General features: G+C 64.6%; 14 protein-coding genes and 1 pseudogene. 8 read left to right on the plus strand and 7 right to left on the minus strand.

Features of this window, described 5'->3' with window-relative positions; genetic code table 11:
- Nucleotides 1–878 (plus strand): alpha/beta hydrolase (locus tag HMPREF2883_RS02580; protein ID WP_141759011.1); only part of this gene is annotated, 878 nt, incomplete at its 5' end.
- Nucleotides 879–1,247: 369 nt separating this feature from the next.
- On the opposite strand, the pseudogene HMPREF2883_RS13915 reads toward HMPREF2883_RS02580, so the two are convergent.
- Both HMPREF2883_RS13915 and HMPREF2883_RS02585 read right to left on the minus strand, forming a co-directional pair.
- A pseudogene (locus HMPREF2883_RS13915) lies at nt 1,248–1,364 on the minus strand (LuxR C-terminal-related transcriptional regulator); the annotation flags it as partial.
- A gap of 76 nt (nt 1,365–1,440) precedes the next feature.
- Nucleotides 1,441–4,374: a lysylphosphatidylglycerol synthase transmembrane domain-containing protein gene (locus tag HMPREF2883_RS02585; RefSeq protein ID WP_070658848.1), complete on the minus strand. Its 2,934-nt coding sequence runs from the start codon at nt 4,372–4,374 to the stop codon at nt 1,441–1,443.
- Between the two features lie 158 nt (nt 4,375–4,532).
- Between HMPREF2883_RS02585 and HMPREF2883_RS02590 the strand changes: the two genes are divergently transcribed.
- The 3 genes from HMPREF2883_RS02590 (at nt 4,533) to HMPREF2883_RS02600 (ending at nt 7,423) form a co-directional block, all read left to right on the plus strand.
- The gene (locus HMPREF2883_RS02590) at nt 4,533–5,186 is read left to right on the plus strand and encodes a hypothetical protein (protein WP_070658849.1); all 654 of its coding nucleotides are present in this window, start codon (nt 4,533–4,535) and stop codon (nt 5,184–5,186) included.
- A 1-nt stretch (nt 5,187) separates the two neighbouring features.
- On the plus strand, nt 5,188–5,601 hold the full coding sequence (locus HMPREF2883_RS13920) for a winged helix-turn-helix domain-containing protein (RefSeq protein WP_075371399.1): 414 nt from the start codon (nt 5,188–5,190) through the stop codon (nt 5,599–5,601).
- Nucleotides 5,602–6,520: 919 nt separating this feature from the next.
- Nucleotides 6,521–7,423, plus strand: a complete 903-nt coding sequence (locus HMPREF2883_RS02600) for an IS5 family transposase (RefSeq protein ID WP_218079117.1) — start codon at nt 6,521–6,523, stop codon at nt 7,421–7,423.
- A gap of 425 nt (nt 7,424–7,848) precedes the next feature.
- On the opposite strand, the gene HMPREF2883_RS14605 is transcribed toward HMPREF2883_RS02600, so the two are convergent.
- From HMPREF2883_RS14605 to HMPREF2883_RS14615, 3 genes are all read right to left on the minus strand, one after another.
- Nucleotides 7,849–8,724, minus strand: coding sequence for a hypothetical protein (locus HMPREF2883_RS14605; protein ID WP_141759006.1), 876 nt, complete (start codon nt 8,722–8,724; stop codon nt 7,849–7,851).
- 72 nt (nt 8,725–8,796) lie between these two features.
- Entirely contained in the window at nt 8,797–9,585 is a 789-nt protein-coding gene (locus HMPREF2883_RS14610) for a hypothetical protein (protein WP_141759007.1), read from the minus strand.
- A gap of 27 nt (nt 9,586–9,612) precedes the next feature.
- Nucleotides 9,613–10,005, minus strand: coding sequence for a hypothetical protein (locus tag HMPREF2883_RS14615; protein WP_141759008.1), 393 nt, complete (start codon nt 10,003–10,005; stop codon nt 9,613–9,615).
- 465 nt (nt 10,006–10,470) lie between these two features.
- Between HMPREF2883_RS14615 and HMPREF2883_RS13925 the strand changes: the two genes are divergently transcribed.
- From HMPREF2883_RS13925 to HMPREF2883_RS02610, 3 genes are all read left to right on the plus strand, one after another.
- A complete protein-coding gene (locus HMPREF2883_RS13925; RefSeq protein WP_075371397.1) occupies nt 10,471–11,277 on the plus strand; it encodes an alpha/beta hydrolase in 807 nt (268 codons plus the stop codon).
- A 254-nt stretch (nt 11,278–11,531) separates the two neighbouring features.
- A complete protein-coding gene (locus HMPREF2883_RS14620) occupies nt 11,532–12,266 on the plus strand; it encodes a hypothetical protein (RefSeq protein WP_141759009.1) in 735 nt (244 codons plus the stop codon).
- 396 nt (nt 12,267–12,662) lie between these two features.
- On the plus strand, nt 12,663–13,397 hold the full coding sequence (locus HMPREF2883_RS02610; RefSeq protein WP_075371396.1) for a response regulator: 735 nt from the start codon (nt 12,663–12,665) through the stop codon (nt 13,395–13,397).
- Nucleotides 13,398–13,614: 217 nt separating this feature from the next.
- On the opposite strand, the gene pulA is transcribed toward HMPREF2883_RS02610, so the two are convergent.
- A complete protein-coding gene (pulA, locus tag HMPREF2883_RS02615; protein ID WP_070658851.1) occupies nt 13,615–16,539 on the minus strand; it encodes a pullulanase-type alpha-1,6-glucosidase in 2,925 nt (974 codons plus the stop codon).
- Between the two features lie 390 nt (nt 16,540–16,929).
- Between pulA and HMPREF2883_RS13930 the strand changes: the two genes are divergently transcribed.
- Nucleotides 16,930–19,047, plus strand: a complete 2,118-nt coding sequence (locus HMPREF2883_RS13930; RefSeq protein ID WP_075371395.1) for a fatty acid desaturase — start codon at nt 16,930–16,932, stop codon at nt 19,045–19,047.
- 266 nt (nt 19,048–19,313) lie between these two features.
- Here the strand turns inward: HMPREF2883_RS13930 and HMPREF2883_RS02620 are convergent.
- Nucleotides 19,314–19,722: transposase (locus HMPREF2883_RS02620; protein WP_256277298.1), on the minus strand; the 409-nt coding region annotated here is incomplete at its 5' end.

The following is a 19,722-nucleotide window of genomic DNA, read 5'->3' on the forward strand; positions in this document are numbered from 1 at the left end:
TCAACTACCTGGGCTTCTCCTACGGCACCTACCTCGCCTCCGTCTACGCCGAGACCTTCCCCGGCAACACGGGTCGCATGGTGCTCGACGGCGCCATCGACCCCTCCCTGTCCCTCGCCGAGCAGGGACTGGGACAGGCCAAGGGCTTCGAGCAGGCGCTGCGCACCTACGTGGACTACTGCCAGAACTCCACCGGCTGCCCGCTGAGCGGGGGCACCGACGCCGGAGTCCAGCAGATCCGCGACCTCATCACCTCGACCAACAGCACGCCCCTGGCGACCGGTGACCCGAACCGCACCGTGACCGGCGCGGACATCGTCGCCGCCCTGAGCGAGTACCTCTACACCACCGAGCAGAACTGGGAGCCCCTGAACAAGGCCCTCGACCAGGCCATCAACCACCGCGACGGCTCGGCCTTCGCGGACTCTGAGGAGCAGGACACCTCCTCGAAGGATGACGGTGGCGGTGCCTTCCAGGCCGTCACCTGCCTGGACTACCCGGTGGAGGGTGACAAGACGACCTGGGCCGCGCAGTATGAGCAGGCCAAGCGCGAGGCCCCGGTCTTCGCGGACTCCGCGGTCGGCATGGACCTGGTGTGCAGTGTGTGGGGGCATAACGGGACCCGCAAGCCCGCGCAGATCCATGCCCGTGGGGCTGCGCCGACCCTCGTGGTGGGAACCACCGGGGACCCGGCCACCCCGTACGCATGGTCGAAGTCCCTGGCCGAGCAGCTCGACTCCGGCCAGCTGCTGACCTGGGAGGGCAATGGGCACACCGCCTACGGCGGCGACGCCTCCTGCGTCAACGACGCCGTCGACGCCTACCTGATCTCCGGCACCATGCCCAAGAAGGGCCTGACCTGCCACGGCAACGAGTAGCTGTGTAGCCGACGACTCAGCGGGCGGGCCGAGGTGCACTCGGCCCGCCCGCTGTTGTCACTGAGGGCGTGCGTTCGACGACAGAGGCGCAGGAGTGACTTTCCTCGACGAACGCGCGGCGGCTCAGGCGGCGATGTCGGAGCTTCTCGCTCAGCCCGGGTCTGCTGCAACAAGCATGTGTGTTCCAGTCAGAAACTGACTGCCCAATCCCAAAAATTCCCCCATTCGAAATCTTTGCTGAAAGAGGCAGGGTTAAGTGAGAAAATGAGGTTGAACATCGTTCTTCCTTCCTGGATATGGTGCACTGAGTATCTTACCTGGGTGACAAGGTAAATCAACCGTCCGGATAGACGGATTGGATAAGTCCGATCACACCAGATTGTGCTGCAGGGTGTACACCGCTGCGCCCACCCGGTCTTGGACTCCGAGCTTGGCGATGATGGCGGATACGTGAGTCTTGACCGTAGCCTCGCTGACTGGGGTGCGTGGGCGCCTCCGCCCGGGCGTGACCGGCCCGCACCGACGGTACCTTCATGACGGGGCCCTGTCCGTGCACGTGCACTTACAGGTCCCCGACCTTCTGGAGGCGCTGGAGGCTGAGCCAGCCCACCGGGATCGGGATCCAGAAGGTCACCAGGCGGTAGACGATCGCCGTGGACAGCGCCACCCCGTAGGGGACGCCGGCGGCGACGAGCCCGGCGGTCAGCGCGAGCTCGACCGGACCGATACCACCGGGGGAGGGCACGATCGAGCCCACCGTGTTGGAGGCCAGGTAGGTGATGGCCAGGACCGCGAAGGGCACCGTGTAGCCGAAGGCCCACAGGCTCGCGCTGAAGGACAGGATGTAGGACAGGCTCAGCATGAGGGCGCCGCCCACGCCCAGGGCCAGGCGCACCGGGTTGGACATGACCCACACGAGCCGCGGCCACACCTGGCGGTAGGTGGGCTCGATCTTGGCCCACGCCCAGGTGCGCGCCCTGGGGATGGTCAGGACCACCGCCGCCACCACGACGACGGCGCCCGCGGCGACCAGCACCCAGCCCGAGGGCAGGGTCAGCCCTGTGGACTGGCCGGTCATGGCCGCCAGCACCACGAGCAGCACCACGGTGACGATGAACTGGACCACCTGGACCAGGGCCACCGTGGCCACGCCGACCGCGGTGGGCACCCCCTTGCGGTTGAGGAAGCGCAGGTTGATGGCCGCCCCGCCCACACCGGCCGGGGCCACGAGTGAGACGACGGCGCTGGCCAGGTGCACCTCGGTGGAGCGCCACAGGGAGAGCCGCTCGGGACTGAAGGCCACCAGTGTGAGCCCGGCGCCCACGTAGGTCGCCACCGAGAAGATCAGGGCCGCCAGCATCCACCAGCCATTGGCCTGCGAGACGGCGGCGGAGACCTGCTGGAAGTCCAGCTGCGCCAGCAGCGTCCACACCGCCACCAGGGCCACCACGGCCATGAGGACGGTGCGTGTGGAGAAGCGGTTGAGGCGGGCCGGCTCGGCGTCGGCCGTGGGGGTGAGCGCCACGAGGGCGTCGCGCAGATCCTGGAGGACCTGCCGGCTGGCGCCGCGCCGCCCCATGACCTCGCGGGTCTGGCGCGGCAGCACCACCCGCTGGAGCATGGGGGCGATCGAGGCCAGCTGCGCGGTGGTCAGTGAGCGGGAGGCGGCGTCGATGGCCCGCTCAGCGCCGACGCTCAGGGCGGTCAGCGCCAGGGCCTGGGCCAGGTCCACCCGGCGGGAGAGCTCAGAGGAGATCGTCTCGCCTGAGGCCCAGTCCAGGAGCCACAGCCGCCCGGACTCGTCGACGACGACGCTCGAGGCGTCGATGCTCCCGTGCGCCAGCCCCGCGGCGTGAGCGCGCTGGAGCTGGCTCCACAGCTGGTCCAGGACGTCGTCGTCGATCTCGGCCCCCAGGTCGCTGATGGACCGGGCGCCGACGACGTGGTCGGTCACCAGCAGCACGGACTCGGCGGCCTCGGCCATCCCCAGCAGGTCGGGGGTGCGCACGCGGGCGCGGCGGGCCTCCATCGTCATGAGGGCGGCGTGCTCGGCGGCCGGGCGCAGGGACAGGTCGCGGGTGGGGGACAGGCCCCTGACGCGGATCTGGTCCCAGATGTTGGAGAGGAACCCGGCCACCTGCCGGTCGGCGTCGAGGAGGGTGACGTTGTGGCGCTCACCGGCCGAGTCCCATACGGCGTACATGCGGTGGACCGAGGCCCGCTCCTGGGACAGGGCCTCGCTGGAGGCCTCGGCCAGGACGGCGGCCAGGTCGACGTCGGTGGCCGGCCTGATCGTGTTCGCGCCCGCCGGCGTCGAGTCGAGGAGAGAGGCGGCCTCTGCGCCCGACGACCCGGTGGTCGCGTCGGTGACCTGCTCGTCGGCGGGGGTGGGGGCGTCCCCGGTGGCGGGCTCGAGGCCCGCCGGCTCCTGCGCCGGCGAGCCCAGCGGGTTCTCGCGCACCTGCTCACGGACCTGTTCGGTGTAGCCCAGGGGGGCGTCGGTGGTGACGATCCAGGCGCGCGTCTCGGGGGCGCGGTCCATGCGGACCACGCGCACGGCGTCGATCCCGGCCCGGCGCAGGGCGCGTACGAGCGTGACCCCGTGGGCGCGGCGGTCCTCCACACCGAAGACGTAACGCACCAGCAGGCCGACGACGCGGCCCAGCAACAGGGACAGCACCGCGCCCGGCAGGGTCAGGGCGCCGCGCAGGACCGCCATGCCCAGGACCACCCACAGGGCCGCCCAGCCCGAGCGCATCACGGTGGAGCTGTTGCGGTCGCCGGCGCCCGTGAGCAGGCCGGCCATGGAGGCGAAGACCGTGGAGACGCCCAGCTGGGCGGTGCCCGAGGCGGTGACTGTCAGCCCCATGACCAGGGCGGTGGGGCCCCAGGTCACGAGGCCGGTCATCGCGGCGACGGCGACCGCGTAGCCGGCCATCCCCGACAGGACGGCCTGGCCGCAGGAGCGCCAGGAGCGACGCAGGAGGCGGTCCAGCAGGACGGCCAGCGGCACGATGAAGGTGGCCAGGCCCTCAATGGTCTGCAGGGGGAAGACGAGGATGCGGCGCAGCACCACCGCCAGGGCGTTCTGGACGTCCTGGGTGACGCCGGTGGTGGTCTCGCGGGCGTAGATCGCCAGGACGAGGACGGCGAAGATGCCCAGGAGCGTTAGTGCCAGGTCGAGCAGGTCCTCGGTGCGGCGCAGGCGGTGCGCGGTGGTGTCCACCAGGAGCGTCGTCGAGCAGGGGGCGGTGGGGCCGGAGGTCGGGGTGGGCTCGGCCATGGGGGTGACCCCGATGACGGGGATGCCGACCGGCGAGGTGGAGGTCGACTCGACTGAGTGTGCGGAGGGTGAAGCCGCGGAGGCGGCCGACGGGGCGGCCGCAGATACTTGCTGGGCGACGGCGGTGGGGAACTCGCCGGGAGGGTCGGTGAGCGTCGAGGTGTGGTCGAGGTCGCCGGCCGGTGGGGGCGAACCTGGTGCCGCATCTGTCATGACGCCGATTCTAGGGGGAGAGCCTGGGCGGACCCTCCTACGCCGGAAGGAATCGCGCGCCGAAGGTGGCTTGTTCAAAGTAGTTTGCAGAACAAACCAGGTAGCGCTATCCTGATGCTGGTTTGAAACGCAAACCCTCGTTGACGAGGAGGTTCACCATGAGTGCGGTCACTGAGGATCAGAAGGTTCCGGCGGGGGCCGATGAGGCTCTCGCCGTCGTTGAGGCCCAGCGGAGCGCCTTTCTCAAGCGGCACAGGATCAAGGCGACCCCGCTCCTGGTCGCCTGGGGTCTGGCCTGGCTGATCGGCTACGCCGCCCTGGCCCTCTTCCGCAGGGCGGACTACAGCCTGCCGATCGCGCCGTACCTGTTCTTCTACGGCTGCCTCGCGGTGGCCCTGCTGTTCACCTTCGCCTATATCGTCCCCAAGGCGCGCGGCATCCGCGGCCGGAGCAACCGCGAAGGCGCCTACTACAGTCTCGCCTGGTTCCTCGGGATGCCACTGGGCGCCCTCATCCTCAGTCGGGTCAATGCCTTCCTGGCCGCCCTCAACACGAGTGAAGCCAACGAGGTCGCCGACGTCGTGTCCAACGCCGTGCCCTGCCTCGTCGTCGGCGTCATCTTCCTCATGAGCGCCGCACTGTGGAATGAGGCGGTCATGGGGGTTCTGGGCGGCTGGATCCTCCTGGTCACCCTGGTGGTCACGATTGTCGGGATGCCCTGGGCCTGGTGGATCATGTCCGTGGCCGGTGGGGGCGGCATGCTGGCGGCCGCTGTCGTCGCTGCTGCCGCAGGATCGAAGCGAGGTGCGTGACATGACCGGAGGGGTGCGGGCGCGGCGGCCTGAGGGGTCGGAGGATGCCGGTGGGGCGGAGGAGTCGGCGGAGCCGGCCGGTGTGGGTGCTGGCGCTGGAGTCTCCGCTGCCGCGACGGCCTCCACCGTCGACATTGACCCCGTCATTCACGCCCAGGCCCGCCTGCGGATCATGGCGACCCTGGCTGCCGTGCCTGTTGGCGACGAGCTGCACTTCCCGCGGTTGCGCGAGCTGCTGGATATGACGGCCGGCAACCTGTCCACGCACCTGTCCAAGCTGGAGGGGGCGGGCTATGTGCAGCAGAACAAGACCTACTCCGGGCGCAGTCCCGCCACGTACCTGGCGCTGACCCCCGAGGGGCGGGTCGCTTTCGAGCGGTACGTGCGCAACCTGCGTGCCCTGCTCGATGCCTGAGGCCGAGTGGCCGGAGTTCGGCCGAGGGTACCGGTGGTCATTCGGCCGACGTCGCATCGCCCCCGTTACCAGCCGAGTTGGGAGGTTCTGCAGCTGGCCGTGATGCTGGAGGTCTCGATGGACGCTGTCGGGGCGGGGGTGGTGAGGGGGCCGGTTGATTCGCGGACTGGGTGCGTTCCCTGGCGAGACCTGCTTCCACCTCATTCAATGAGGCGTACATCAGTTCCCGGACCCGTTCCAGGCCGCGCTGAGATGCAAGATCGTGACGACGTTCGGGGTGTGCACCGTAGAAATGCAACACTCTTCTGAGTTGATCGTAGCCTATTGGAAGACTTGATATCGAGATGTAGGACGGCCCGTTGTCCGATTCGATCAGGGCGCGCGGCACTCCCCTCACGTTCTTGCATCCTACCATGGAAGGGGAGCTGTCCCATGCGATATAGGTTGAACGGATGCTGTAACGCCAAAAATAGATTCCCTCGGAGTTCATCTCGATAGCGGGCCGTCCGGGCTTGTTGAACGGTAGGTCTGCCCACATTGTGGCGGCGATAGTGCCGAAGAGCGTGGAATAAAGTAGGGCTTTCAGGGTTCCAATATCTGCGAAGCGCGTAGATATAACTATCGCTCCTGGCACCAAGGCGGACATAGTCATGACAAGACATGAGATGTATTTTCCCGAAGTGCCGCTCCAAAGAGGCCAGAATTCCACCCCTGTGGAAGAGTGCTTCCACCTGCTCCCCGCCGACATGGAGCCGAACAGGAGCAGAAAGTTGGCCAAGGCTTCCAGGATACCGCTGACGCCGACTAGGGCCTGTTGCGGAAGGGGTGGTGGTTGGCGGCGTGGTGGCTGGGTTGGGTGAGGCCTCCGGGGTATCACGGGTGGTGTCAAGTCATCACGTGATCAAACCGGAGGCCTCAGGTGTCCAGGATAGACGCACACGCTAAAGGTCGTCATGACCTCACCGATGCGCAGTGGGAGCTGCTGGCGCCGCTGCTTCCCGAGCTGCCCACCACCGGCAGGCCGCGCACCTACGGTCTGCGTGGCCTAGTCGACGCGGTGCGCTACCGAACCAGGACGGGGTGCCCGTGGCGCGATATCCCGGATCGCTACGGGCCCTGGTGGAGGGCCTACGCACTATTCCGCTCCTGGCAGGTCACCGGGGTCTGGGAGCACCTGGAGCGCGAGCTGGCATCCGCGGTGGTCACCGCCCAGGGACCCGAGGCGGTGTGGGACGAGGTGTCGGTGGACTCCACCGTCTGCCGGGCCCACGTGCACGCCGCCGGCGCCCGCCGCGACAGCCCCCGCACGGTGGACGGTGAGCCGGACGACCACGCCCTGGGGGTGTGTCGGGGCGGGTGGTCGACCAAGATCCACGCCGCCGTCGATGCGGGGTGCGGGATGCTCGCCTGCGTGCTCAGTGCGGGACAGGTTGCGGACTGCCCCATGATGGTCCCGGTGCTGGAGGCGATCCGCCTGGCGCACCATGGCCCGGGCAGGCCCCGCCGGCGACCGCGGCGGGTGCTGGCCGACAAGGCCTACTCCTCACGGGCCAACCGGGCCTGGCTGCGCGCCCACCATATCCGCGCCACGATCCCCGTCAAGGCCGACCAGGCCGCCCACCGCAAGGCCAGGGGCCCACGCGGCGGGCGCCCACCAGCCTTCGACGCCGCCGCCTACAAGGACCGCAACGCCGTGGAACGCGGTTTCAGCCACCTCAAGCACCACCGGGCCCTGGCCACCCGCTACGACAAGCTCGCCGTACGCTACCGAGCAACCATCCACATCGCCAGCATCGACCACTGGCTCAAACGACTTACATAACAGGCCCTAAGAGAAAGAGCGCAAACAGAGCAGAGCTTGAGGAACGATAAATTAATGAAATGAGCAGAAGGGCGACTCCGGAAGCGAGCATATAGAATGGCGTGCGGAGACGTAGTGCGTCAACTCGTTCGCAGTCGCGAATTTCAGGTAACATCACGCGCTCCATGATGGTAAAGAATAGTGTGCATCGCCCTCTTTCGGTAGGAAATGGTCAATACCTCTGTAAGTGAATTGGTGTTCTAAAATTTAGTGTCCCAAACCAACTGATCGTTCCGAGTCGCCTCCGACGAGGCGGCGAGTAGCTTTCGAAGCAGATCCTACCGTCAAATTTGTAGATGTGTAGAAGAAGTGCTGCAACAGGGGCAAGCCCCGCCCGCGCCCCCGTCCCAGCGACACACCACCCCATCAAAGCGGCTCAGACACCCTCACCCACCGACCTCGCCGACCCCCTGGGGCGGTGAGGGATCTGGTTGATTCGCGGACTGGGTGCGTTCTCTGGCGAGACCTGCTTCCACCTCATTCAACGAGGCGTACATCAGTTCCTGAACCCGTTCCAGGCCGCGCTGCTGAGTGAGTTCGCCACGAAGTTCAGGATGATCGCGGTAGAACACCAAGAGCTTGTGTAGCTGTTCGCAGCCGAAAGGTATGCCACCTATTGAGAAGTAGATCGTCTCGCTACTCGTTGCCAGGGTGACACGAGGGACTCCTCTTATTGTTCCGTATGTCTGAAACGTAGGCGATGAGTCCCAGGAGGCGAATGTACGGCGAAGCCCTGCTGTCCGCAGATGAATGCCGTGAGGAGATGCCTCGAAGACGGGAGATCCGGGACGATACAGGGGAGTGGACGCCCATGCGAATGCACAAAAGGCGGTCGTCAGGAGCGAGAGCCAGAAGGCCTTGGTGTCACCTGGTTCATTGAGGCTAGAGAGTACTGCAAGACACAGAGAAAGCAGTGATGACAGCGTCATCATTGAGTGCACAAGAATCTCGCCGGTCTCGCACAGCCAAGGCGGGACGAATGCGACGCGAGTTCCATCGCAGTGCCAACGGTGTTCTGCCTGGTGGATGTGAGCGTAGATGATGTATCTGTGGAGCCCGTAAGCGATGCTGGAGCAGCCCATGAGCAGCATCCACGCAACGAACGCAGTGGATGAGTGATAGGTGAAGGACAGGAGTACCAGTCCGACCCCAGCTATCAGCATGATGAATGCCTCCAGGCCCCTCAACTGGTCTGCGCGTCCATAATTCTGCGCTGCGGACTTGCCTCCGCCCGTGGGGGAGAGCTTCTGAAACACAGTCATACAAACACGCTTCCTGCTGAGGTGAGGTGATGGCCTGTCGGGCGGCAGTTCAAGTCGATAGAACGTCGAAGTTCACTGGCTATGAAGGTCCTTGGCTATTTCAGAGACTGGAAAATCCATCAGGCTTCGTACGTGTACAAGGCCTTGCGGCGTACCGATACTTCGACGCGCATCAGCGTAACCTGAGTAAAACTCAAGAACTCTTTGAAGCTGGACGTACCCCAGGGGGAGCGTGAACATCGGAAAATAGTAAAATGAGTCGGTTCTGGTCTCTATGAGAGCAACGGGCGTGCCGTTATGTCTCACGCAGCCCAAAACTCTCGGCTGTGCCGCCCAAGGGATCATGGTTCGATAGCGCCCAGCGGGCCATAGGTGAACTCCGATCGAGTCGATAACGATTTCAGGCTTCGTCCATCTCCCAAATGGAAATGAAAGCAGGCTGACTAATGATAAGATCAGTAAGATCCCGACCATCATCGCGATTCTTAATTGCGTCCGGCTTGAGTATGGTGTTCCACCAAAATGCGTCAGCCAGGCCGCGGTGACTATGGTAAGTACCAGAATGATTATCGTCAGAATGCTCCACAAGTTGAAGAACCAGCATGGACCGAACTCAATGCGGCCTGGTCTAGCATTCCATTTTTTGTAGGAGTGCTGAGCGAACTTGAACTGCATATTTCGATTGATGGCATACGAAGTGAGAAACAAGCCGATCCCTAGGTATAGAATCTCCATAGGAGCGGGGGTCAACTTGATAAATAGAATGGCTGCACCGAAGCACATCACGGCTACGAGGCCAAAAAAGTAGGATTCATGCAGGCGGCTTAAGTCGATACGATCGCATGAGTGAATTTTATTCACGTATGCCCTTTCCTGTTGAGGGATTTTTTAGGTTGATTCGATTGACGACAGGCTTCCGGCCGCGATGAACTTTTCTTCTCGTCCAATCCCAGTGGTCGTGACAACGCTACCTGGTGATGTTCCATCATCAAGCTCGTATGCGGCAGTTGTAACGTTGGTGGCGGTTCTGTTGGATGCTATCAGTGCGTCGCCGTTCTGGGTTTGTATGCGTGTCGTGTTGGCTGGATGAGTGGCGTCTGTCTGCTGAAGCCATCGGCGCTGGAGGTCTGAGGTCGTATTGTCTTCCGCTTCGCCTCCCGGAACTCCGGAACCACCGGCATGTCCTGCCGAAAGGCCTTCGAGCGGTGCGTGCGCAACCTGCGCGCCCTGCTCGACGCCTGAGGTCCTCGGAGTGGTCTTGACAAGGGATGTATTAACCATGCGGTTAGCATAGAGTGTGAACCAAGTCTCATAGGTGGGCGCCGATGGGGGTGCGCCGTGAGGCCCTGTCACAAGGGCTGGTCGGTGTCCGTCGGTCGGCCGGACTCCGGGGCGGTAGGTCCGCCCCGCCACTGCCGTCATCGTCGACCACCAAGGACATGCCATGCCTTTCAGTGCACGGACCTCGCCCGCCAACTCGCCATCCGGTCGGCGGCCCAGAGGTGCCTGAGCCCACCAGCTCAGCCGACGGACCCTGCTCAAGGGGTGGGTGGGCTCGCCGCCGCCCCCGTCATTGGGGCGGCGCCGTCGTCGCCGGATCGGCCCCGGCCCAGGAAGTCCTCACGGTGGCCGAGCACGAGGACCACGGTCGTATGCAGTACTACAAGCTGGCCACGTCGTCGGTTGGTTGGCTGTCGCGCGTCAACGTGCTGCTGCCCGACGGCTACGACACCTGCGCCGCTACCCGTGCTCTTCCTGCCGCACGGCGGCGGCGAGGACTACTCGACTTTCGACACGAAGTACGACATCCGCAACCACACCGCAGGGCGCGACCCCATTGTTGTCATGCCCGACGGCGGGGCGGCCGGCTGGTACTGCGACCCCGAGTCCTCCAACGTGGGGCCGCGCAACTGGGAGACCTTTCACATCAAGGAGCTCATCCTCTGGGTTGATGCCACCTTCGCCACAACCGGGCGGCCTTCCGGTCGCGCGATCTCCGGCTTCTTCATGGTCGGTTTCGGAGCCCTGAAGTACGCCGCGAAGTACCCCGAGCTCTTCGCGTCGGTCTCCAGCCACTCGGGGCCGGCCGACCTGCGTATCCAGGACGGGGCGGTGGTCCACTGGGCGAACTTCACCGCCGGCGCCACCGACCTCAAGGGCGGCACCATCTACGGAATCCCGTGGGACCAGGCACGGGTGAGCGCGGACAACCCGGTCGAGCACGTGGAGAGCTACCGCGGCAAGCGCGTCTTCCTCGTCTCTGGCCGGCACCGAAAGCGATCGCTACGAGAGCGTCGTCCTGCCCAGCCAGCAGAACTTCGAGAAGGCGCTCGGCGGTACCGGCATTGGCTACGAGCACTACGAGGGCACAGGCGCCCACATCGTGCGCTGGGGCTGCATCCAGCAGGACATCGACTCCCTGCTCAACCACTTCGCCAAGGCCGGGTGAGGGCCGAACCTCGGAGGGGGTGCCGACCGGGAGACCACCGCACCTTCGTCAGGGCGGTCATAGATGAGCCTGGGCGGGCCTCAAGGCCCGCGGACATCCTCTGATTCAGCCGCACGGAACCGCCTCCTTGTCACTGCGGGCGATTTCTAGAGCTGATCTGCTCCTCGGTCCTCCGCGGCTCGGTGCCCACGCAGGGGGGGGCATGGCTGCCCCTAGGGCCAACATGCTTGACGGAGAGCCGCGGACACCTGGGGTGTCTGCCTGAAGGTGTTAAGAAGCGGGAATAGATGTCATACCCCTGTCGTAACGTGGCTCGCAGCTCTGAACGTCAGGGTTCTCGCATGTGGAAGGAGAGAGCGTGAGCGTCGATCAGACCGTGCAGGTGCGAGGTGAAGGTTCACTCAGGTTCGTGACAAAGTTGGCTAGGTGGTGGAGGACCTGGCTGGTTGTTGTGCCGACTGTCGTTTTTCCTTTGATAATGCTGGAGGTCCGCATATTTCACACCTCTAAGTTGTTATTCTGTGTGGGTGTGCTGCTTTTGGTCTGCATGTTTATATCGGCAATAACGCTATTGGTGGTTGGGTATCTGGTGCCGCCGCCCGAGCCACTTACTGCGCGCTACTCCTTGCTCAATCGCTTATATCAATATTATCGCGTCATGCTGAGTGCGGTTATGTTTGGTGTTGCTGCATTCTGGGGGGCGGTTGTGTCGATCGATGTCGGCAATGCATTGAAATCGTCTGGAATAAATGGTGTCTTGAGCGTCGGCTGGACGGCAGTGCTGTATCCGGCAGCGATTGTGGCGATATTAGGGGTGTGGGTGGTCGCAATGGGGGTGTTCATCGATGTCTGTCGTACTGATTTTGAGTTAGTCACATCTAGGTTCGAGGCAGTTTTAGAAAAGTGCTTAAGCCTAGAAGAGGGGCATTTCCGAGAATGGCAACGAGGCCATAAGGCTGTGCGGACGTTCTTACATTGCACTACGCGAAGCTTTTGGGCGGGTATTGTTGTGTACTGCTTTCCAGTCCTGGCGATGCTGGTTTTGATGCTTTTCGGGGGGTGGTTTGTAAACTACTTCTCGTCGGTTGTTTGATGATCTTGAATCGTTTTCGGAAAGGGGTTATTTAGTTCTTCTTATGGTGACCAATCAAATGAGAGGCGTATTAGTGACGGAGTATTTCTCGGTTTAGTGTGGCGAGGATATGTGCTTGAACTGCGCCAACTCAAGGGCGTTTAGGGGTGTTGAGTTTTACTTTGTGGCGGCCGTTGAGTCTGGGGTATTGCAATGTTTCCTGATCATTTTGGTCGGTGGTCTTCGCTGGCGTGACGGGTAAAGGTGGGGCTTCTTGCTTGCCTAGAGTGAGAACCAATCACTCTGATATGGCGAACCTCTCAGGCGTCGTCGGCACTTCGTCGGCACAAAACCGCACAGGCTGTACCCGGAGAGCGGATACTTCCGGTGAGTCGACGTCAAGAAGGGGAGGTGCCTGTGATACGCCTGGGTCTGGCTGACGACGAGCCGCTGTTCACCATGGGGCTGGCCATGCTGCTGGGAGCGCAGCCGGATATGGAGGTCGTCTGGCGCGCCGCCAACGGCAAGGAAGCACTCGCGCGCAACGCCACCGACCCGGTCGACGTCCTCCTCCTCGACGTGCAGATGCCGGCCCTCGACGGCCTGGCCGCTACCCGCGAGCTCATGGCCCGCGGCATCACCGGGCGGGTCGTCATCCTGACCACCTTCGACACCGACGGCTACGTCATGGGCGCCATCGAGGCCGGTGCGGCCGGTTTCCTGCTTAAGAACACCCCACCACAGGACCTCATCGCCGCGATCCGCACCGTCCACGACGGCGACTCCGTTATCTCCCCGGGACCCACTCGCCGGCTGCTCACCGCCGTGCGCACCGGGCAGGTCAGCGGGAGGCGAGTCGGGGATGGGGCCGGACGCCATGCCTCTGAGGACTCGGTCGAGGCGGTCCGGGTGGCGGAGGCCTCCCAGCGGGTCGCAGCCCTGACTCAGCGCGAGCGCGAGATCTTGGCGCTTATCGCCATGGGTCTGACCAACCAGGAGATCTGCGACCGGGAGTGGTTGTCCATGCCCACGGTCAAGACCCACGTGAGCCACCTGCTGTCCAAGACCGGCTGCCGCGACCGGGTCCAGCTGGTGCTGCTGGCCCTGCGCGGCGGCGTTGTCGACCCCGATGACGTCTTAGGTGGGGGCTGAACCCGCGCATGCCCTGTGAATCAGCCGCCCGGAACCGCTTTGTGTCACTGTGGGCGACTTTTAGGGCCGATCTGCTCCTCGGTCGCCCAAGGCTTGCGGGCATATGCCCAGGTCAGGACGGTTTGCCGGTTGGAGCAGAGCGGTGAGGGGCGGGGAATAGTCGCCAAAAGTGACAGTTCTCCTCGATGTTGAGCCACGGCCGGGCGCAGTTGCTGTCTCAGCGGCTTTGGGGCTGCACCAGGACGGCCACGGTGCGCGCCGGCACCGAGATCGTGCCGCTGGCGCGGTCGAAACCGGTACGGCGCACCACCTCATCGGCCCCCTCGGTCTGAATGGGGCAGAGGCGGAAGTCCCGGCCCGCCAGCTCGGGCAGCGGCTGAGTGAGCGTCTGTCCCGAGGCGTTGAAGACCACCAGGACGGCGTCGAGCTCGGGGTCCACGTCGCACCCGCCCCGGGTGTCGTCGATGAGCATGGCGATCACTCCCGCCGGCGCCCCGAAGCCCGACCCTGGGAAGCTCAGCTTGTCCTGGATGAGGCGGGCCGAGCCCAGACTGAACAGCGGCGTCGAGGCGCGCAGCCGTAGCAGGTCCAGGGCCTGGGAGCGGGCCGCGGCGATCTCCTCGGGCGAGGGCCGCAGCCAGTCGTCCTGCAGCAGCGGCCCCTGGATGCCCCAGGAGCCCTCGTTGCGGCTGGCCGGCGGCAGGCCCCGACCGAAACCGTTGGACTGCCCCGTGAAGTCGATGGTGTTGAACCAGTCCCCGGAGTTGTAGGAGTCCCGGTCCAGGGACTTGCTGCGCAGCAGCTCAGTGCCCGCGCACCAGAAGGCCGGCGACTGCGCCAACGTCACCGTGGCCAGGCACACCGTGTTCATCCGCACCCGCTCGGCCACCGGCATGCCCTGGGGCAGCTTGTAGGCCAGCAGGTCGTAGAGCGTCTCGTTGTCGTGGGCGTCGACGTAGTTGACGTTCTCCTGGGGGTGGGAGGCGAAGGCCGCCGGCGCCCCGTTGTGGATGAGGTCGATGCCGCGGCGCACCGACCCGTCCGAGATCGTCATGACGTAGTCCTTGAGGTTGCCCGCCAGGCCTAAGCGCACCAGGTCGGTGCGGTGGGCCAGGTCCGCCGACTGCTCGTGCCAGCTGCGGTGGTCCAGGCCGCTGGGCTGAGTGAGCAGGCCGGTGCCGAAGCCCTGGAAGACGCGGTGGTCGGGGTCGAAGGCGCTCCCGCCGTGGACGGCGTCGCGCAGGCGGTCGTTGAAGGCGCCGATCCCGGTGCCGTCGAGCTGACCCTGGGTGGCCTGCACGAACAGGGCGTTGCCCGCGACCTCCCCGAAGTTCCAGCCCTCCCCGTACAGGTAGAGGGAGCGGCCGTCTACGCCGTCGGCCTCCAGCGTCAGCTCGTCCAGGGCCGCCCGCACGCGCTCCATGACGGCGCGCGGGTGGTGGCCCATGAGGTCGAAGCGGAAACCGTCGACCCGGTACCAGCGCGCCCAGCGCACCACCGAGTCGACCATGAGGCGCGCGCACAGGGCGTTCTCCGTGGCCGTGTTGGCGCAGCAGGTCGAGCTCGTCACCCGCCCGACGGCGTCGAGACGGTGGTAGTAGCCCGGCACCACCCGGTCCAGGACGCTGCGCGGGTCCTGCCCGCAGGCGGCCGTGTGGTTGTAGACCTGGTCGAGGACCACCTGGAGGCCCAGGTCGTGCAGGGCCCCCACCATCTCGCGGAACTCGACGACACGCGCCCCGCCGTCCTGGTGCCCCTCGGTCGCGTAGGAGCCCTCGGGGGCGCCCCAGTGAAGCGGGTCGTAGCCCCAGTTGTAGGCGTCGTCGTCGGCCACCTCCGCGACGGCGGCCTGCTGGTCGGTTGAGGCCGGGGGCGCGCCGGTGGGGATGTTCGGGGCGCGCTGGGAGCCGCGGTGCTCGGGGATGGTGGCGATGTCGAAGGTGGGCAGCAGGTGGATCGTGTTCATGCCGGCCCGGGCCAGCTCGGTCAGGTGGCGCACGCCCGCCGAGCCGGTCACCGTGAAGGCCCGGTAGGTGCCGCGCAGCTCGGGCGGGACGGTGTCGTCGGCGGCGGAGAAGTCCCGCAGGTGGAGCTCGTAGATGCTGCGGGCCGAGTCGTTGCGGACCGCCGGCGCCCGGGTGGTGGCCCACCGTTCGGGGGCCAGGCGCGGGTCGGCCAGGTCGACGGCGACCGAGCGGGTCGAGTCCGTCGTCAGCGCCGTCGAGTAGGGGTCGGTGACGACGTTGGTCTCCACGCGTCGAGTGGAGGGCACGTAGACTCGCACCTCCCACAGGTACTGGCAGCCGGCAGCGATGGGGGCGCCGGGCCGGCTCGGGTCGGGCCCGCCGCCGGGGGCGCTCGAGGCGGCGTCGGCCGGGGAATCGGGGTGGTTGGCCACGACCCAGCGGCCGTCGCCGGTGCGGACGGCCGGGGTGCGTCGCGGCGGGCCGGGGACCTCCGGCACCGAACCCAGCGGGTCACCGGTCTCCCAGGTCAGAAGGGTGACGGCCTGCGCGGTGGGCGCCCACAGGGCGAAGGAGGGCAGGCCGCCGGTGAAGGTGACGCCCAGCTCGGCGCGGGTGGCGGCCTCGGCGTAGAGGTGGTCCAGGAGGATGGCGGTCTGCACCCCGGTGAAGGCGTCGAGGCGGGCGCCACTGACGTCGGCGGCCTCGGTGGGGTCCGGGACCCCGACGTACTGGGCGACGGCGACCTGGCCGGTCAGGGCGGAGGCGACGGCGTCGTCGTCGAGAAGGGGAGTGCCGGCGGCGTCGGTCGCGCTCAGGGCGATGTAGCCCTCCAGATGGGGGTGTGCGGCGAGGACCTCTCCGGGAAGGTTCCCGACGATGCGCAGGGGCGTGACCGTCGGGGCGGGCATGCCATCCGCGCCCAGGATCCGGCCGTGGATGGCTGCGGCGCCGCCGTCGGGCGCCGTGATGAGACGCAGGGCGAGGCCGGAGCCGGGGAGGGGGGCGCCGGCGTCGGTGACGACGACCTCGCGGTCCATCCCCCGGGGCAGCAGCGACAGCGGCCACGCCAGGATGGTGGGGGTGACCCAGTAGGCGCGCTGCTCCTCACTGCCGGCCACGGGCGGGAGGGCCGCGGTGGTGTCGAGTGTGCAGGTGAGCGTGTAGGTGAAGGTCATGGAGGTGTCCTTCCGAACAGAGGCGTCGTGCTGGGACGCCGCCGGTCCTGCCAGTCGTGTCGCGGGCGGCCCCGTGGGGTGCGGGTCGGGAGTAAGACCGCTCACCTCGTAGTCTCCCCCGGGCGGCGGGGCTCTGTCACCCTGACGATGAGGCTTGTTTTTCCCAACCTCCGGCTCGGCGCCCGCCGGCGTTTCAACCGGCTTGGCCCGCGTCCGTCTGTGGCCTCTCGAGATCCCGCGACCAGTCCTGCGGGTAGGGGCATCCTGCCCAGAAGGAGGCAGTCGATGTCGTTGGGAACAGGAATCCTGGATCCGTAGGCTCAGCATATCCAGCCGAGTGGTTCGAACTCCCCATTGTCTGCCATGCGTCGAGAAACTGAGACTGGCTCCATGAGCGACGAAGAGACGCGGTGGTCCGATGACCCCGACGAGCAGCCGGATTTGTCTCATGCCGTTTCCAGGCGGCCGTTACGGCGTCGGTGGCTGGTTTTCAGCTTTCTCATCGGCGTCAGTCTGGCGGCGGGTGTGGCGGCCTTCATTCTGGTGCTAATGGGGTTTATTGATGTTGTACGCTCGCCGCTGCCCGTGACCGGTGAGTCGTGGTGCATTTGGGCGGTGCTGATTGCGATAGCCGCCTTGTGTGCCGGTTGGGCGACGCGTCCATCTAAGCGGCTGACTGCTGGCAGCTTCTGGGGTGCGGCCATTATTCTTGCTCTGACTACCGTTGTCGCCCATCCTATTATTGATCGCTTCTCTGATATCAGTCGGTCGGGCATGAGCATTCCTGGTTTCGTCGGTCAGCTGATGACGGCGTGGGGTTGTTTCACTCTCGCTGTTCTGACCAACATTGCAGGGCGCGCATACGCTCACGCCTCCCTGCCGTCTCCGGAGAGCCGGAATAGCTCTGTCGCCTCTGAGTCCGACGATGATGTGGAGCTTGATATCACTGTAAGTGACATTTTATCCAGTGTGGCATCCAGGCTGCCGGTGCCCAGAGAATCTCAGCACGAGGAGAGTGAAGAGAGTGGTGACCGGAGGCACGTGGGCATGTACGCGCAGCGTCTCGGAATGGGGGTCGTTGGTGTTGCGACTGCTATGGCGCTCGCTGTGGCAGCGCCAATGATCATCAACCGACGTATCGATCCGTTCATCCACGTCACGGCGAACGCTTCACCTCATTATGAGGGTTATCCGAGTGTGGAGAAAATAGCGGAGGTGGCTGTCGGCCAGGAGCAGTCGGCTGCTGATTCCGATTGGAAGGTCTCCTTCGGTGACGTGAATGTGAAGCAGATTCTTGCCGGAGTGCGTGGTGCGGTTGTTGTCACTGACGCCGGTGTCTATGGTCTGGACTCCTCGACGGGGGAAGCCACGTGGGCCTTCGCCACCACTGATATGAAGGACTCCTCTCATGAGAACAATGTCAGTTCTCTGGGGGGTGTCAACATTTACGAGAAAGAATCTGCCTTCACCTCGCCCAACGGTGCATGGCTCGCCTATGCCTTCGATGTCACGCTTGAAGGAAGTCTTGATAGCGGAGACTCTCCAGAGGACCTCACGCGTATCGTGGTCCTCAATACAGATACTGGTAAGATCGCTCTCGATGTCCAAGTTTCTGGATCGGTGCCGACCGTACAGTTGACCGATTCTACGGCTGTCATCAACCGTCGGGTCTACGATACTGCCAGTGGTCGTGAGCTCGCGCCTCTGGATATTGAGAAGGCGGTGATCCCGGGGCCTGGAGGTCATTCCACAGTTCTTGCTCGGAGTAAGAAGGATGATCCGACGAGATATTCTTTGATAAGTGTCGAAACCCTGTCCGATCAGTATTTCCGTGCACCCGTATCTGAAAGGTGGAAATACGATAATTCACATAATACAGGGTTTACGGCTTCAGTGATTAATGGACGAATCATTAATGTTGGTGGCTGGGTCGTCAATGATATCGATAAGGGGGTGATTCAGGATGTCGACACCGGCAGAACCGTGTCTCTCAAAAATAAAGGAGGGTCGCGTAGCCAGCGCGTCGTGGGTATTGAGGCCAGCGCTCAGTCTGTGTCCACCTGGAGTGCCAAACGTGTTGACGAGGTGAGTGAGAGTGATACCTACCAATTGGAGCTGAATGTATTCGATGTTCGCGCAGGAAAGGTGACGACTGTCGATTCAGCCGCAACGTACCGCGCCGTTATGGGGGATGATGGTCAGAATATAGACACTCCATATTCTGGTGTAGTGGATTCTCCTGTGTTCTCAGAGAGTGTGGACAATGGAGGGCTAATCGCGTATGGCAGCAAGTTTGTTGTCAGGCAGAATGATGCGACTCGCCAGGCTCGTGGGACTTCTCGCCGCGATAGCGCCTCCGAATCGCCGTGGGTCGGAGTTATGCTGCCGCAGTTTGGAGTCGGAAGCGATTCTGCGGCATTGTGTCCGGGTGGGATAATTGTTTCTCTTGATTCTGATCCCGGATCGAACGGCTCTCCGTCGACGGTATCCGCAAGAAAGGCTATTTAGTGGTGACGCTCAGAGGCTGAAGCTAATGCTCGCCGGCTGTGCCCCATGATGATGCTGGCCCCTGCGCATTCTGGGTCCGTCGTGTGTGGCCTGTCAGGGGGTCGGCAAAGTTGGTTTAGGGGGTTGGTTGGGTGAGTAGTTTGATGGCTTGTTTGGGGTGTCTGGACAGGGATCTGGTGGTTGAGGCGATGGAGGTGCTGGCGCCGTGGAAGAGGCGGATGAGGCTGATGGCCAGGTTGCGTAGTGCGGCCATGATCTCGGGGCCGTTAGCGGTGCGTAGCTGGTGGTGGTCCTCGTCGAAGATGACGTCTCTGACCGACGTGGAGACGGTTCTCGATTCCCCAGTGCCCTTGGATCCAGGCGGCGATGGCCTCGGGCTGGGCGTCGGTCATGGGTAGGGAGCAGATCAGGTAGACCACCTCAACATGCTTCCTGCTCTTGATGGTCCTGGTGCGTCGGAGCTGGACCACCTGAGCGGCTGCGGGGAAGTCCACCCACTTAGGGACGTCGAGGGCCTTGACGGTGCGCCGCACCCGCCGCCCATGACTGGTATCGATCCAGGAGGTGGATGGGACGTTTTTCCAGGGCAGGGCCTTGAGCGCCTTGCGCAGAGTCTTCTGGTTGCCCAGAGGCGTGAGAAGGTAGTGACCACCACGCCGGGTGATCCACTCGGCG

This window comes from Actinomyces sp. HMSC075C01 (assembly GCF_001812965.1).
In the GTDB taxonomy this organism is placed as follows: Bacteria; Actinomycetota; Actinomycetes; order Actinomycetales; family Actinomycetaceae; genus Actinomyces; species Actinomyces acetigenes.